Source organism: Vibrio sp. OY15, from assembly GCF_000742455.1.
Classification (GTDB): Bacteria; Pseudomonadota; Gammaproteobacteria; order Enterobacterales; family Vibrionaceae; genus Vibrio; species Vibrio alginolyticus.
In genome coordinates, this window is record NZ_JPIL01000028.1 from 46,136 (window position 1) to 61,780 (window position 15,645).

Annotated in this window: 12 protein-coding genes and 1 tRNA gene; 7 read left to right on the top strand and 6 right to left on the bottom strand. The window is 44.2% G+C overall.

Annotation, left to right across the window (positions count from 1 at the left end; translation table 11 throughout):
- Positions 1 to 13: 13 nt before the first annotated feature.
- Together IJ23_RS21930 and yejK are read right to left on the bottom strand one after the other, a co-directional pair.
- Complete coding sequence (locus tag IJ23_RS21930) at positions 14 to 1,342, bottom strand: Hpt domain-containing protein (RefSeq protein WP_033907345.1); 1,329 nt, start codon at positions 1,340 to 1,342, stop codon at positions 14 to 16.
- A gap of 82 nt (positions 1,343 to 1,424) precedes the next feature.
- Positions 1,425 to 2,423: a nucleoid-associated protein YejK gene (yejK, locus tag IJ23_RS21935; RefSeq protein ID WP_005380723.1), complete on the bottom strand. Its 999-nt coding sequence runs from the start codon at positions 2,421 to 2,423 to the stop codon at positions 1,425 to 1,427.
- An 85-nt stretch (positions 2,424 to 2,508) separates the two neighbouring features.
- On the opposite strand from yejK, the gene IJ23_RS21940 reads away from it, so the two are divergent.
- The 3 genes from IJ23_RS21940 to IJ23_RS21950 all read left to right on the top strand — a co-directional run bounded on the left by IJ23_RS21940 (position 2,509) and on the right by IJ23_RS21950 (position 4,813).
- Positions 2,509 to 2,736: a YejL family protein gene (locus tag IJ23_RS21940; protein ID WP_005380722.1), complete on the top strand. Its 228-nt coding sequence runs from the start codon at positions 2,509 to 2,511 to the stop codon at positions 2,734 to 2,736.
- Positions 2,737 to 2,758: 22 nt separating this feature from the next.
- Positions 2,759 to 4,567 carry a DUF3413 domain-containing protein gene (locus IJ23_RS21945; RefSeq protein ID WP_033907347.1) on the top strand — a complete coding sequence of 603 codons (1,809 nt, stop codon included), beginning with the start codon at positions 2,759 to 2,761 and terminating at the stop codon, positions 4,565 to 4,567.
- A 155-nt stretch (positions 4,568 to 4,722) separates the two neighbouring features.
- A tRNA-Ser gene (locus tag IJ23_RS21950) sits at positions 4,723 to 4,813 on the top strand.
- A 193-nt stretch (positions 4,814 to 5,006) separates the two neighbouring features.
- Here IJ23_RS21950 and IJ23_RS21955 read toward each other — a convergent pair.
- Complete coding sequence (locus IJ23_RS21955) at positions 5,007 to 5,930, bottom strand: histone deacetylase family protein (RefSeq protein ID WP_005384909.1); 924 nt, start codon at positions 5,928 to 5,930, stop codon at positions 5,007 to 5,009.
- Between the two features lie 271 nt (positions 5,931 to 6,201).
- Here IJ23_RS21955 and IJ23_RS21960 point away from each other — a divergent pair, with 271 nt between their 5' ends.
- Both IJ23_RS21960 and IJ23_RS21965 read left to right on the top strand, forming a co-directional pair.
- Complete coding sequence (locus IJ23_RS21960) at positions 6,202 to 6,891, top strand: SDR family oxidoreductase (protein WP_017635826.1); 690 nt, start codon at positions 6,202 to 6,204, stop codon at positions 6,889 to 6,891.
- Positions 6,892 to 7,074: 183 nt separating this feature from the next.
- Positions 7,075 to 7,281, top strand: coding sequence for a hypothetical protein (locus tag IJ23_RS21965; RefSeq protein ID WP_005380717.1), 207 nt, complete (start codon positions 7,075 to 7,077; stop codon positions 7,279 to 7,281).
- A 44-nt stretch (positions 7,282 to 7,325) separates the two neighbouring features.
- Here the strand turns inward: IJ23_RS21965 and IJ23_RS21970 are convergent, their stop codons facing one another.
- Together IJ23_RS21970 and IJ23_RS21975 are read right to left on the bottom strand one after the other, a co-directional pair.
- Positions 7,326 to 9,293 (bottom strand): DNA topoisomerase III, encoded by a 1,968-nt coding sequence (locus tag IJ23_RS21970; protein WP_033907348.1) that lies wholly within the window; start codon positions 9,291 to 9,293, stop codon positions 7,326 to 7,328.
- Positions 9,294 to 9,396: 103 nt separating this feature from the next.
- Positions 9,397 to 9,945, bottom strand: coding sequence for an NAD(P)H nitroreductase (locus tag IJ23_RS21975; RefSeq protein WP_005380711.1), 549 nt, complete (start codon positions 9,943 to 9,945; stop codon positions 9,397 to 9,399).
- A gap of 173 nt (positions 9,946 to 10,118) precedes the next feature.
- On the opposite strand from IJ23_RS21975, the gene IJ23_RS21980 reads away from it, so the two are divergent.
- Positions 10,119 to 11,435 (top strand): MFS transporter, encoded by a 1,317-nt coding sequence (locus tag IJ23_RS21980; protein WP_033907349.1) that lies wholly within the window; start codon positions 10,119 to 10,121, stop codon positions 11,433 to 11,435.
- 59 nt (positions 11,436 to 11,494) lie between these two features.
- On the opposite strand, the gene IJ23_RS21985 is transcribed toward IJ23_RS21980, so the two are convergent.
- On the bottom strand, positions 11,495 to 13,507 hold the full coding sequence (locus IJ23_RS21985) for an NADPH-dependent 2,4-dienoyl-CoA reductase (RefSeq protein WP_005380708.1): 2,013 nt from the start codon (positions 13,505 to 13,507) through the stop codon (positions 11,495 to 11,497).
- Between the two features lie 224 nt (positions 13,508 to 13,731).
- On the opposite strand from IJ23_RS21985, the gene sppA reads away from it, so the two are divergent.
- Complete coding sequence (sppA, locus tag IJ23_RS21990) at positions 13,732 to 15,582, top strand: signal peptide peptidase SppA (RefSeq protein ID WP_005380705.1); 1,851 nt, start codon at positions 13,732 to 13,734, stop codon at positions 15,580 to 15,582.
- Positions 15,583 to 15,645 lie beyond the last annotated feature (63 nt).

Consider the following 15,645-nt stretch of genomic DNA (forward strand, 5'->3'; position numbering starts at 1 on the left):
AGTCAGAGCAATATCAATCTGTTAGCGCTTCTGTTATCTTTTCACTATTGAGAACATTATTAGCAAAAAGTATGGTTTGTTTTAGGACATCATCTAAACATGCCAACTTCTCTTCCGGCACTTTTTGCCCTTGTTTAATCAACAGTTCAATATCACCCGAAATACAGTGCAATGGCATTGCACCTAAACTCCCTGAGACCCCTTTAAGACTGTGTGCGGCTCTTTGCGCTTGCTCTTTATCCTCTTCTAACAGCTGATACATTTTAGTGCCATCGCCAGAGTGATCCTGAATAAAGACCTCCAGTAACATCCGCACAGCGCCCTCGTCACCAGACAGAGAATCTAACATTTTATTGATATCTATGTACGGCTCACGTTCCACTACTTCCACTTGTGATGAATTCACCTCATTACAACTTTTTTCGTTCATTTGGACGTTTTGAAAATTTTCTGACTGAGCTGAGGGAACAGTGTTAGCTCCATTTTCATCATCGCCAACTTGCTCTGACTTTTTATCATCGGTTCTGGGTAGTGGTATCGGTTGAATCGTTTTTGGGGAGAAGGCTCCCCATGAAATGAGGAAAAGGAGCAAACCACTGATTACAGACAACCAAACAATAAAAGTCATTAGCTTCTGTTCCAACTGATCATTTATCGAAGTTAACTGGTTCGGGAAATCTGGATTAAGCAGTTGATTAGATAAATAACTGCCCTGTGCCTGAGCAGATAGTGCGCTTGAGGTTTGAGCAAGCTGGCGCTGAAGAGCGCTTCGCTCTTCGGGAGAGAGCGTCTCTGATTCAATAAAAAGTCGGTCTAAGTCACGGTAAGTATCGCTATTCGTTGCAGAGTCACTAAAGACAGACTCAAAAACAAGCGCACCTAAGCGATAGTACATTGCCTGAATTTTCTCAGAGTTTTCTGTTCGAGCACGGCTGCTTCGTAACTGTTCTGCTAACGAAACCAATTCACTGTCACTTCTTACAAAAGCTCGAGCACTTTCTAAAAATCGGTCGGTCGTATAAAGCAATTGAGTGATGTCTGGTGTGATTTTCCCTTCAGAAAACTCACTTTCAAGCTGTAAGCGAACTGCATAAGCCAACTGAAGTTTCAGTGAAATTTGGTCGACGTGTTTAACACGGTAAGGCAGATCGAAGTTAAAAAAGTGCCTGACTTCTTCAACTTTACTTCCTAACTCATTTACAGTCGAAATCGTTTGAATCGTTTGTTTGGCTTGCAGCCAAATGCCAAGTGCTAAAACACACCACAAAACGAACCAGAACCAAACAAACCGCCGTATTCCTTCTTTTAGCTTCAGCAACACTTGCCCCTCGCATATCTCCATTAATTACAAGCATATACTATGGATGTTTCTTATTCACATAAAAAAAGAGAGCCGTTTGCTCTCTTTATTTAACGATATGATTTTAATTGCGACTTAACTGATCTTTTAGATTTGGAGGCGTCCCTTTAATCGTTAAGGTATCCGTCTCTGGATCATAAAAAATACGCTCGCCAAGTAAGAGACTATCGAAGCTAATATTCAAACCACCACCAGCTCCAACAAATTTAGTCAGTTTGCGAACCGTCGCACGATCACCTGGGAAAGACTCTTCAAGCTCGTACCCTTGCTCTTTGGTGAAATCCATAAAGCTCGTGCCATCTTGGCTTTGAGGAAGCTCTCCGGAAAGCTCTGAGATTTGAACCTCATCACCGGATTTAATTTGCTCATTGCAGTAGTCGTAAACTTGTTTCTTGTACTCGTTCACTTCTTGCTTTTCTAGCTTCGAGTCAGCACAAAAATCATCCACCGCCTGCATCAACACTAAGTTTTGTTGTTTAGTATCTAAGCCAATATCCGCTTGCAGAAAATCTAGGAAGAAGTCCGCCACTTTACGGCCAACGCGTCCTTTAATGTATTGCAGATAACGATTGGATTCCTTGTCGGTCTCGTAGCTCGACAGGTCGATGCGTGCGGCAATATCCATTTTGGTGATATCTAAGTAATCTGTCGCACTGATGTCCAAACCTTCGGTCACTTTTAAACTCTGATTCATTGGTAAGATACCGATGAACAAGTAGTCCGTTGCTAAACTCTGATACTCAGCGAAAACCAAGATACCTTCATCCGCAAATGGGTACTTAATCAACTCTTCTTTCAAGCGATTTGCACTAATTTGTGAGAAGTCGTAAAAATCTCGCTCTCCTTTGCGCATTTCTTGAAGCCAAAATTGAAATTCGCTGTCTGACTGGAAAGCGCCAAAACCTTTACCAGCTTTAGAATGGAATACTCGGTGAAGCTCAGCGACTAAGTTTTCTGTAGATGCATCGTTCTCTAATGATGCTGGACGAAAGTTTACAACCAGCTCGTCCTGATCGTTTTTGCACAGTTGATGCAGAATAACGTTTGAAAGATGAAGACTCATAGTGATTTTATCTTGCTACAAGGTTTTAGTTGATGGGCATTGTAGGTTATCATAAGCCGCTTTTACTATCATTATTAGAGTCTTTATGCCGATTACATCTAAATATACTGACGAGCAAGTAGAAAAAATTCTTGCTGAAGTAGCAACAGTTCTTGAAAAACACGCTGCTTCTCCTGAGTTGACGCTAATGATTGCCGGAAATATCGCAACCAATGTCTTAAATCAACGTGTTGCTGCTTCACAACGCAAAGCGATTGCTGAAAAATTTGCTCAGGCGCTGATGTCTTCTTTAGAAACACCAAAAACACACTAATCACGGACAATAGAACACATACATGGTAGACAGCGGAAACTCATACAGCGAACGTGTATCTCGACTAGTTGGTTGGGGTCACTGGTTTGCATTCTTCAATATCGTTGCATCGATGTTGATAGGCACACGCTACATTGTTCAGTCTCCTTGGCCCGAGACGTTACTTGGTCAGTTTTATCTGGCGGTTTCTTGGGTTGGTCACTTTGGCTTTCTAGTTTTCGCACTTTACTTGCTTGTTCTATTCCCGTTGACGTTTATCCTGCCATCGCGGAAATTGTTCCGTTTGGTGGCAGTGATTTTCGCAACCGTTGGGCAAACCATATTATTAATTGATACCCAAGCGTATCAGTCGATCAATTTGCACTTAACTCCCGTTGTCTGGGAGTTACTATTCAGCGAAGACAAAAGTGCACTCAGCACTGACCTACAACATTTATTTGTTGTGATGCCGCTGATCTTCCTTATTCAACTCGCACTATCCGAATGGGTATGGCGAAAACAGCGCAAACTATCTCATAAGCACGTAGGACGCCCTCTCGCGGCCGTCTTTTTCCTCAGCTTTATGACCAGCCATTTGGTTTACATTTGGGCAGATGCGTATTTTTACAACCCAATTACTAGCCAGCGTTCAAACTTCCCGTTGTCTTACCCGATGACGGCGAAGAGTTTTATGGAAAAACATGGTCTACTTGACCGTGAGGAATACCTAAAACGTTTAGCAGAAAACGAAGGCAACGTAGAGTTAGTCAACTATCCTCTTGAAAAGCTTGAGTTTAACCGCCGAGTTAATAAGCTCAATGTGTTGATGATCAGCATAAACAATTTACGAGCGGATGCGCTTAACCAAGAAGAGATGCCTAACCTCTATGAGTTTGCTGAAAACAATCAGAACTTCCGTAATCATTACAGCTCAAGTAATGATACATACGGGGCCTTTGGTTTGTTCTATGGCTTACCGACCAGTTATGCATCAAGCATCAAGGCGCAAGGTGCTTCCCCAGTATTGCTCGATGTACTGAAAGATCAGGGCTACAACTTTGGTTTATTCAGTGGCAGTGGGTTTGAAGATGATCTCTACTCAGAAATTATTTTCCGCGACTTGAACTTAGCGGAAGACCTAGATGGCACGCAAGCTCATACCGATAAACAATCTATCGCAAACTGGAATACATGGTTAGTAGAGAAAGCAAGTCAGCCATGGTTTAGTTACATCGAAGTCACCACCGTTGATAATTTTGAATCGATTCCTTCAAATAATGACGAAGAAATGCCCGCAAGTGAGCGATTCAAAAAAGCTTATGAATATGCAGTGAAGTCGGCGGATAGAACTATCGCCGGTATTATTGATGAACTAGAAACGACGGGACAACTGACAAACACCATCGTAATCATCACTTCTAATCACGGTAGTGAATTTAACGAAACCAATACGAACAGCTGGGGAGCAAACAGCAACTACAGCCGTTATCAATTACAAGTTCCGATGGTGATCCATTGGCCTGGAATGCTGGCTGGCGAGTTTAATCACAGCACAAGCCACTTGGACCTCTCGGTTACACTGTTGCAAGATATGCTCGGCGTATCTTCCAACCCATATGATTACAGTAGTGGTCGCAACCTATTCGATGAAAGCCGTCGTCGCTGGATCTTGGCGGGCGATACTCGCGAGCTTGCCTTAATTACTAGCTCACAAACCACAGTGATCGATAAGTTTGGCAACTACAAGCTGTATGACAAAAACTACAAACGACTTCGAGATGATGCACCGAAGTTGCCAGTTTTGATGCAAGGTTTAACTGAGTTACAGCGTTTTTATTCTAAAAACGATTAATACCTAGCAATCCATATACTATTCAAACTCCCCTTTTTGGGGGAGTTTTTGTTTATTTAAACAACACAAACCACAAATTTGCGCAGTAAACATCCAATCAGTTCAACTAGGGGTTTACAACATTTTCAAAGCCTTATATTATGCGCCTCAACAACGGAGAGATGGCTGAGTGGTTGAAAGCACCGGTCTTGAAAACCGGCATACGTTAATAGCGTATCTAGGGTTCAAATCCCTATCTCTCCGCCACTTTTAGAAAAATCCCGCTAAGAAATTAGCGGGATTTTTCGCATCTCCAGACTTAAAAGATTTGTACAAATCACTTATCACTTCTTGAACGCAACTAAGCACTCCGCCACACTCCTAAAGAACCCACAAAAAATTAATGCCCTTTTCGTTCGTTCCAGTGTTGAATCAATTTGATATTTACATCTAGTTGTATCTACTCATCAATAAAGACTTCTTTAGCGGCATTGATAAGCTGCAAATGGATTGGGACGAGGTCAGCATGATTCGTTCGATATCCACCTCCAACGACAGCTGCGACAGGGATACCTCGAGATTTCACTGTTTGCATTAAAAATCTATCACGTTCTAAAATCCCTTGAGTCGACACATCAAAATATCCAAGCTCATCGTCTTGATGTATATCGACACCAGCATCGTAGATAACTAAATCAGGGCGATGAAGATTAAGTGCCATATCGACCACTTCTTTAAACGCCATTAAAAAATCCTCATCACCTGTCCCTCGCACCAAAGGCACATCGAGGTCAGACTGAGGCTTCCTCGCTGGGAAGTTTTTATCACAGTGGAAAGAAAGCGTGATGATATCTGGCTCATCGTCACATAAAGTTGCTGTTCCATCCCCATGGTGAACATCACTATCAATGATCAATACTTTATCGACATGCTCGACTTCGAGCGCTTGCCTGGCCGCGATCACTAAGTCATTAAATAAACAAAAACCACTGCCAAACTCTTTGTGTGCGTGGTGATACCCACCACTCAAATGAATGGCCACACCGTACTCAAGTGCCTTTTTTGCGGTCAGAGCCGTGCCCGCTGCTGAAGTTAGCGTTCTGGTAATGAGAGACTCACTCCAAGGAAAACCTATTCGGCGCATCTTCGCAGCTGGCATGTTTCCACTAACAAGTAACTCGACGTATTCCTCGTCATGAACACGTTTTACTTCCCCAACAGTTAATGCTTCGGGCTGGAAAAACTGCGTGTGCTCTTTCCAGTTATCTTTCTCCATATGCACCAATACCGATTCATAGAGGTACTGGTATTTCATAATTGGGTAACGATGCCCCTCTGGCAACTCAAGTTGAGAATAAATCGGGTGGTAGATAAATGGCAGCATGAGAAATTCTTAATAACAATGGTAACGAAATAGTATCAACTTAAAGGGTTGAATAAAACGCAATTTAATTGATAATGATTTTCAATATCAATTAAATTTAATATACATATGAATTCTACTTTCTTTGCTATTCTCGGCGCACTGTTTGGCTCTCTTTGTGCCCTGTCCCTATTTTCATCTCTTGTTGTTGGTGCGTGGTGGTTGGTTGATTTTATTGTGCTTAACTAACACAATGACTTTCAACTGAAATCAAAAAAACATAGGTGTTTGTATGAGTCAAACCGTCTTTATTACCGGAGCAAATCGCGGCATTGGCCTTAGCTTAACTGAGCTGTACCTGAAGCAAGGCCACCAAGTACATGCTACTAGCCGTTCCTTAGAGAACAGTTCAGAACTACAAACTCTAGCCTCACAATTCAGTAATTTGGTTTTGCACGAACTGGATGTCACTCACTACGAACAAGTCGCTAAGCTTGCCGATAAACTCCCTGCCATCGACTTACTCATCAATAATGCAGGATATTACGGCCCCAAGGGATATGGCTTTGGAAACACTGACGTAGAAGAATGGCGTAAAGCCTTCGAAGTAAACACCATTGCACCGTTAAAACTGGTTGAGCACTGTTACCCTCGCTTACAACAAGGCAAGATAAAAAAGATTGCTTGTATCTCATCAAAAGTGGGGAGCATGACCGAAAATACGTCCGGTGGCGGTTATATTTATCGCTCATCGAAAGCGGCGCTTAACTCGGTTGTGAAAAGCTTAAGTAATGATTTAACACCTGAAGGATTTACCGTTTTAGCGCTTCACCCTGGTTGGGTAAAAACGGCGATGGGCGGGCCAAATGCTTTGATAGATACGCAAACCTCCGCGCAAGGCCTAGCGAACGTGATAGAGCTGAGCACACCGCAGCTTTCAGGTCGATTTATTAACTACGATGGTACTGAGTTACCTTGGTAGCAGCATTAAGACACAACCATCACTAAACCAAATACCATCAAAGCCAGGCTTCATAATCGTGACTTGGTTGGCAAACATAATGTTCATCAGTGATCCACCAGCATAATTCACGCAATCTAACTTGAATTTATCTACATCCAATCCAGACTTAGGAAAAAGTAGAACAAATAAGGAGAAAGCACGATGGCAGCAGATAGGGATTTGGTTAATTTTAGCGAAGAGCACGAACTAAATTACTGCTTGAGAAGTGCTGGTAAACGCCAAACTCAAGCGAATCGAGATACATTAGTTGACTTGGGCAACCAGGTGAAAGAGGTACTGGACAAACGCGTGTTAACTCAAGGTGAAGTAAGAGGCGCGATCCAAAACCACGGTGACCTGTTCGAGTAATCTATTTTCAAGCATGCGCGGTGTTTAATTACACCGCGCTTGTCCTATGCCTGCTTACCTTTGGTTGCACGAGATTTAGTCGCGCCACCATTCTTTGAATAACTGCGCTTTTTACGTTTAAACGCAGGACGTTCCACCTTGGGTAAATGACGTAATGAATCAGGGATAGGGCCTGCTTTTACTTGTGCCATCAAGCTATCAATGCGTTGTTCCAGTGCTTGCATGAACGGCTGATATGCTTGATTTCTCTCTGCCATACCTTGTAACTGGTGCTCCCAATGAGCCGTCATATCAGGGTATGTTGAATCTTCTGGCAAGGCATGAATGAGACCTCTTCCCGCAGGAGAACTGAGAATTGACTTACCTTGACGCGTAAGCAGTTGGCGTTTGAACAGCGTGTCCAAAATACCAGCGCGAGTCGCTTCCGTGCCTAGCCCATCAGTGTCACGAAGGATTTTTTTCAGTTCTTTATCCGCAACGTAACGGGCGATCCCGGTCATCGCTTGCAACAGCGATGCTTCGGTAAAATGCTTTGGTGGCTCGGTTTTTCGGTCTTTTATTTCCCCTTCACGACAAGTTAACACGGTGCCTTCGGGTAGCGGTGGCACGGCATCAATACCTTCATCTTCCTTGTCAGTTTTGCCCATTAGCGCTTTCCAACCCGGCGAAACTAACTGACGACCTTTCGCGACAAACGTACCACCAGCGATATCGAAAACCAATTTCGCTTCTGCGTAAACCGCCGCCGGATAGAACTGCATGAGGTACTGGCGCGCAATCAATTGATACACTTTCATCTCATTGCCGGAAAGCGCATTCACATTAGCTTGCTTCGGTGTAGGGATAATCGCATGGTGCGCATCCACTTTTTTATCGTTCCAGGCTTTGGACTTTAATGTTAAGTCTGCTCCCTGAACGGCAACTTGCAACTCTTTTGCGTTATTCGCAATAGCAGTTGTCACCGTCCCTGCTTGTGAGTAGTGTTCCATCGGTAAATAGCGACAATCTGAACGCGGGTAAGTGATCAGCTTGTGCTTTTCATACAATGCCTGACAAGTATCTAGTACTTGTTGCGCACTCATACCATAGCGCTTCGCGGCATCGATCTGTAAAGCAGATAACGAATAAGGTAATGGTGCTGATTGCTTGGTTTGCTTTTGTTCCGACTCTGTCACTTTTGCGGGTTGATTTGCAATACGGTTTGCAACATTTTCTACCAACTTACGGTTTAATACTCGACCTTCTTCGTCCTGCCAAGGCTTACATGCCTCACTTGGCTTCCAACGAGCACGAATATCAAAAGTACCATTGGCATCTTGATATGGGATCAGAGCATGTAGGGTAAAATAGTCCTTCGGGACAAAGTTTTCGATTTCTTCATCACGACGCACCACTAAGCCAAGAACTGGCGTTTGCACTCGCCCTACCGAGAGAACACCTTGATACCCTGCTTTTTGACCAAGCAAGGTATAAGCACGAGACATGTTCATACCATACAGCCAATCAGCCCGAGAGCGGGCCAATGCTGAAACTGAAAGTGGGATAAACTCGCGATTACTGCGCATAGAACTGAGAGCACGTTTAACCGCAGGTAAGTTCAAGTCGGAAATCAACAAACGCTGTGTAGATTCCTTCTTGGTTTTAGATAACTTGCAATAGTCCAGAACTTCATCAACTAACAGCTGACCCTCTCGATCTGGGTCTCCTGCATGAATGACTTCGTTAGCTTCTTTGAGCAATTTACGAATCACTGTTAATTGCTTACTTGCGCTTTTCCTCGGTCTGAGCTGCCATTGCTGCGGAACAATTGGTAAATCTGCCATATTCCACTTTTTATAACGCTCATCGTAAGCGTCAGGTTCGACTTGTTCGAGCAAATGGCCGATACACCAAGTAACGATATCCCCGTTCCCACAGCGGATGAATCCTTGATCTTTCTTTTGAGGGTTTGCCAGTGCAGCGGCAATCGCACGGCCTAAGCTTGGTTTTTCAGCAATAAACAGACGAGACATAACGTTTTGGAAATAAATATAATTAGGGCCACATTAACGAATGTAGCCCTAATAAATCAAGAAAAACTGTATAAATAAACAGTCAGTTTATTTAAGTTTTTAGTTATAGGAATTCAACAAACTGAGAAAGGTCACGCTCAGGAACTTTCATCGGTGTACAACCAGGCGTGCCTAAGTACAAGAAACCAACAATCTCATCGTCACCCTCTAAACCAAATGCTTGATGAACTTCTGGATGGAACATCCACTTACCTGAGCGCCAAAACCCTTGAAAGCCTTGCGCTACAGCTGCCATTTGCATCGCTTGTACAGCGCATCCCGCAGATAAGTGTTGCTCTAGTGCTGGTACTTTCTCATGTTCTGTTACTTTAGCAATCACCGTGATCACCATTGGTGCGCGAAATGGGGCATTCTTTACCTTTTCGACCACCGCTTCATCACTATTTTCAGCTTCTGCCGCTTTTACCAATATATCTGACAGTTTTTTCAAACCATCGCCCTGTGCGATAACGAAACGCCAAGGGGTTAATCCCGCATGGTCAGGCGCACGAAGGCCAGCACGAATGATGTTCTCAAGTGCTTTACCTTCTGGAGCAGGCGCGGATAACTTCGCGATAGATCGGCGATTGAGCAAAAGATCGAGAGCGTCCATGAAAGAATCCTTATTGAATATCGTTGTTATTTTGTTTACGCCACTTTAGCACAATCTGCTCCTGCGAATAACAACCGGTTTTCTGTGGGCTTGATAACGTGCTTCACTTAACATCAATCTGGGTTTAATGTTAATTTATTCGCGAAATGAATAAGTTGAACATAGGCAGGTTGATGAACAAGGACAAACAAAACAGCATTTACGAAAAGATCGTTAATGACGAAGATGCCCGTGCCTGTAAGACGATTCCTGAATCAGCTTGTCATCAAGTTCCCGGCAACTTTCTTAAAATAATTCTCGCTCAGTTTTTAACGAAAGTCGGCGATGCGTTAATCAATCCTAAAGTCACGTTGCCGTGGATACTACAAAGTCTCGGGGCACCGGTTTACTTAATTGGTTGGCTCGTTCCTATTCGTGAATCAGGTTCCCTTATCCCACAACTTAGCATCGCGCACTACATCCGACGCATTCCAGTAAGAAAATGGGTCTGGGTAATTGGCAGCATCTTGCAGGCTCTTTCCATATTTGCAATCGGAGTGGTCGCATTAACTCTGACAGGAGCTGCTGCGGGTTATGGTGTAATTGCATGTCTTGTGATCTTCAGCCTCTCACGCGGTTTAAATTCCGTCGCATCAAAAGATGTATTGGGCAAAACCATCCCTAAAAACCAACGAGGTCAAGTCAACGGCTGGTCTTCAAGTGCTGCTGGCCTGGTTACGCTGCTTTTCGCGAGCCTTCTGGCACTAGCCTGGTTATGGGACGTAGAGCCGACAGAGCGCTTTTACGGTCTGAGTTTAGGCTTAGCGGGCGTCATATGGCTCATCGCGGCATTCGTCTATGCGCGAATTAATGAGTATGCCGGTGAGGTAGACGGTGGTCGAAATGGCGTCCTCGAAGCATTTAAACAACTCGCGTTACTTAAGACAGACGTGACCTTTCGTCGATTCGTTATCACGCGGACACTATTTTTATGTTCTGCGCTGAGTGCACCGTACTACGTTGTGCTGGCACAGCAATCTCTGGGTGGACAGCTCTGGGTGCTAGCTCTCTTTATGTTTGCGAGTGGCTTAGCCTCCTTTGTGTCAGGTCCTTTCTGGGGAAGAATGTCCGATCGCTCTAGCCGCAGTGTGATGGTCATAGGCGCAATGATGAGCGCGCTACTTGGTGTTGTGTTATTTGTTTACGATACATGGGTCACCGCTAGCCAAAGCTTCCTATTCGTGATTCCTCTGCTTTACTTTTGTGTTTGTATTGCCCACGACGGAATACGAGTCGGACGAAAAACCTATTTAGTTGATATCGCAGAAGGTGACAAACGGACGAGCTATGTAGCCGTGAGTAACACAGTGGTTGGGATAATGCTGCTTCTAATGAGCTCTCTTGGTGTTATGTCGAACTTCTTGAGCCTTTCAGCTGTGGTGTTAGTGTTCTCTTTTATTACTTTTGCTGGCGTGGTAATGGCCAAACAACTGCCAGATATCAGTGACTAGTTCTATACAAAAAAGCTGCGCTCAAAGCGCAGCTTTTATGGTAAACACACATTAAAAGGCTAGAGTTTTACCGCCAATTTAACACCTTGACGAATCGCACGCACAGCATCAAGTTCACCCGCATGGTCAGCTCCGCCAATGATATGAATCTTCTCTCCAAGTTCAGACCATTTATCTTCAAACGGACGTACAGACTCTTGCCCAGCACAAATGATAACTTTGTCTGCATTAAGTACCTGCGCGCTTCCGTCTACATGAATGTGCAAACCTTGATCATCAATTTTATCGTAAGACACGCCGCCGACTAAATGTACGCCCCGTTTTTCAAGGGTACGTTTATGGATCCAACCTGTCGTTTTACCCGGGCCTTTACCTACACGACCTTTACGACGCTGAAGTACCCAGACTTCTTTATCGCTGACCGCATCAGGGTAAGGGTATAAACCACCCGGCTGAGACATCTCCTTGTCGATTCCCCATTCATGCAACCAGTCATCCAACGTTTGTCCAACTGGCTCAGTGAGCATGGTCGCGACATCTACGCCAATGCCACCAGCACCAACGATAGCCACTTTCTCACCGACTGGCGTTTTGTCTCGAATGAGAGTTTGATAGTCGACGACTTTCTCTGGGTTATCAATTCCATCAATATTGACTTTACGTGGCTCAACACCCGATGCCATCACTATCTCATCGTATTCTGTGAGTAAGTCATAGTTCGCTTCCGTCGATAAGTGCAGATTCACGCCTGTTTCATCAATACGGTTAGCGAAATATCGTATCGTCTCTCGAAACTCTTCCTTACCAGGGATCTGCATCGCAAGACGGAACTGACCACCGATGCGGTCGTTCTTTTCGAACAAATCAACCTTATGGCCACGTTCAGCCAGTGTGGTCGCACAAGCCAAGCCCGCAGGTCCAGCACCAACAACTGCAATGTTTTTCTTTTTAAAGGCTGGTTCAACAACAATTTCGGTTTCATAGCACGCTAGAGGGTTCACTAAGCAACTGGCGCGCTTACCTTTAAACACGTTATCTAGACACGCCTGATTACAACCAATACACGTATTAATAAGCTGCGCTTTTTCCTGTTCGGCTTTAGCAACAAAGTAAGGATCGGCCAAGAATGGGCGCGCCATCGAAACCATGTCGGCATGACCTGAAGATAAAATACGTTCTGCTTCATCTGGCGTATTTATACGGTTGCAAGTGATAATAGGAACCGAAACGTGAGGTTTAACTTTTTCCGTAACCCATGTAAACGCACCGCGTGGTACTTGAGTCGCAATTGTCGGAATTCGAGCCTCATGCCAACCGATACCCGTATTAATAATCGTGACGCCAGCCTCTTCAAGTGCTTTCGCCAATTCGATAACGTCTTCAAAAGTGCTGCCCTGCTCGACAAGATCCAGCATAGAAAGACGGAAGATGATGATGAACTTGTCACCTACCGCCTTGCGTACCGCTTTAACAATTTCTAGCGGAAAACGCATACGTTTTTTATAGCTGCCACCCCATTCGTCGTAACGCATATTAGTACGTTTACATAAGAATTGGTTTATCAAGTAACCTTCCGAGCCCATTAACTCGACGCCATCATAACCAGCAAGCTGTGCTAACTCCGCACTATTAGCAAACGCGTCGATGGTTTTCTTTATCTGGCGGTCGCTCATTTCACTCGGAGCAAACTTTGCAATTGGCGCTTTAATGCCAGATGCACTTTGCGAGAATGGATGCATTGCATAACGCCCAGCATGGAGAATTTGCAACGCAATTTTACCACCGTGCTTGTGCACCGCTTCTGTCACAACTTTATGGGCTTTAGCATGTTTTGGCTTGCTGAATTCAGCACTCAACGGGTGTAAACGACCGCGTAAGTTAGGAGAAAAACCTCCGGTTACAATCAGTCCGACACCGCCTTTCGCGCGTTCTTCATAAAAAGCCGCGAGCTTCTGTAATCCTTCTTTGTGCTCTTCTAAGCCCGTGTGCATTGATCCCATCAGAACTCGGTTTCGTAATTGTGTGAAACCGAGGTCCAGTGGCTTTAATAGGTTTGGGTACATGGCAGACATCACTTAACATCCATTGTTATTATCATGGTCTGACCAGATTAAGCCTGCTCAACCAAAAAATCAAACAAGCGTTTACATTTTTGTAACACCGATCAATCTCGTGTGAAAATATGCCAATTGTTGAGTGGTCGTGATAAGCTAAAAAAATGTTATCTTTTGAGATCTTAGAGATAAGAACCCATACTTTGTTAGACTCGGCGTAACTATCTCGTTATGGAGACAAGATGAAAAAACTCTTCAAATTTATTGGTTTGATATTTAAAGGGATATGGAAAAGTATCACTTTCATCAGACTCGCACTGGCAAACCTAATTTTCTTGCTGATGATTGCCGTTTTCTACTTTGCCTTTACTTATACCGGAGACGGTCAACCTGTCGTCGAAAAAGAATCGGCATTGGTGATGAACCTTTCAGGCCCAATTGTCGAACAAAGACGTTATGTAAACCCAATGGACTCTTTTGCTGGTTCCCTTTTGGGTAATGAGCTACCGAAAGAAAACGTCCTTTTCGATATCGTTGATACTATTCGCTACGCGAAAGACGATCCTAAAGTATCTGGATTAGTGCTAGCACTGCGAGACATGCCAGAAACAAATCTCACGAAACTACGTTACATCGCGAAAGCGTTGAACGAATTTAAAGCGTCAGGCAAACCCGTTTACGCCGTAGGTGATTTCTACAACCAAAGCCAATATTACTTGGCAAGTTACGCTGACAAAGTTTATCTGGCACCTGATGGTGGTGTATTGATTAAAGGTTACAGCGCTTACTCAATGTACTACAAAACGTTACTTGAAAAGCTTGACGTTTCCACTCATGTTTTTCGCGTAGGTACTTATAAATCCGCTATCGAACCGTTTATTCGTGATGACATGTCCGATGCGGCGAAAGAGTCAGCAACACGCTGGGTTACTCAATTGTGGAGTGCTTTTGTTGATGACGTAACAACAAACCGAAACATTGATGCGAAAGTGCTTAATCCAACCATGGATGAGCTGATTAACGAGATGAAGTCTGTAAATGGCGATATTGCTCAGCTCGCAGTCAAATTGGGGCTAGTGGATGAACTTGCTACACGCCAAGACATTCGCACTCTATTTGCAAAACAGTTTGGCAGTGACGGCAAAGACAGCTACAACGCGATTGGTTACTACGACTACCTTGCAACGATTCGTCCCGATTACACACTACCTCAGCACGACATCGCCGTTGTTCTAGCAAGTGGCGCGATTATGGACGGTCAACAACCTCGCGGAACTGTTGGTGGTGACACAGTCGCAAGCTTGCTGCGTCAAGCACGCAATGATGAAAAAGTGAAAGCGGTCGTATTACGAGTAGATAGTCCAGGAGGCAGTGCCTTTGCTTCTGAAGTGATTCGTAACGAAGTAGAAGCTCTGAAGCAAGCAGGTAAGCCGGTTGTTGTATCCATGTCGAGTTTGGCTGCTTCTGGTGGTTATTGGATTTCAATGAGCGCAGACAAAATCGTTGCTCAGCCAACAACCCTGACGGGCTCCATTGGTATATTTAGTGTCATCACCACGTTTGAAAAAGGCTTTAGCAAGTTAGGTATTAACACTGATGGCGTTGGCACATCGCCGTTCTCAGGTGACGGTATTACCACTGGCCTTTCTGAGGGCGCGTCTCAAGTGTTCCAATTAGGTATCGAACACGGTTACAAGCGCTTTATTTCTCTAGTTGGCGAGAATCGCGATATGTCTCTAGAGGAAGTTGACAAAGTTGCTCAAGGTCGAGTTTGGACTGGCCAAGATGCACTATCCTTTGGTCTTGTCGATCAAATGGGTGACTTTGATGATGCTGTAGAGCTAGCGGCGAAACTAGCGAACGTGACCGATTATGGCATTTACTGGGTAGAAGAGCCTCTTTCACCTACTGAACTATTTCTACAAGAGTTTATGAAACAGGTGAAAGTCTCTCTAGGTATTGATGCAACAAGCTTGCTACCAAAAAGTCTTCAACCCGTAGCTCAACAATTCGAACAAGACGCAAGCTTGCTCCAAAGCTTCAACGATCCTAAAGGTCAATACGCATTTTGTTTGAACTGCCAAGTGCAGTAGTTTTTCCATCAATATTACAAAGGGCACTTCTACTTGAAGTGCCCTTTTTATTAGGCTTTGCAT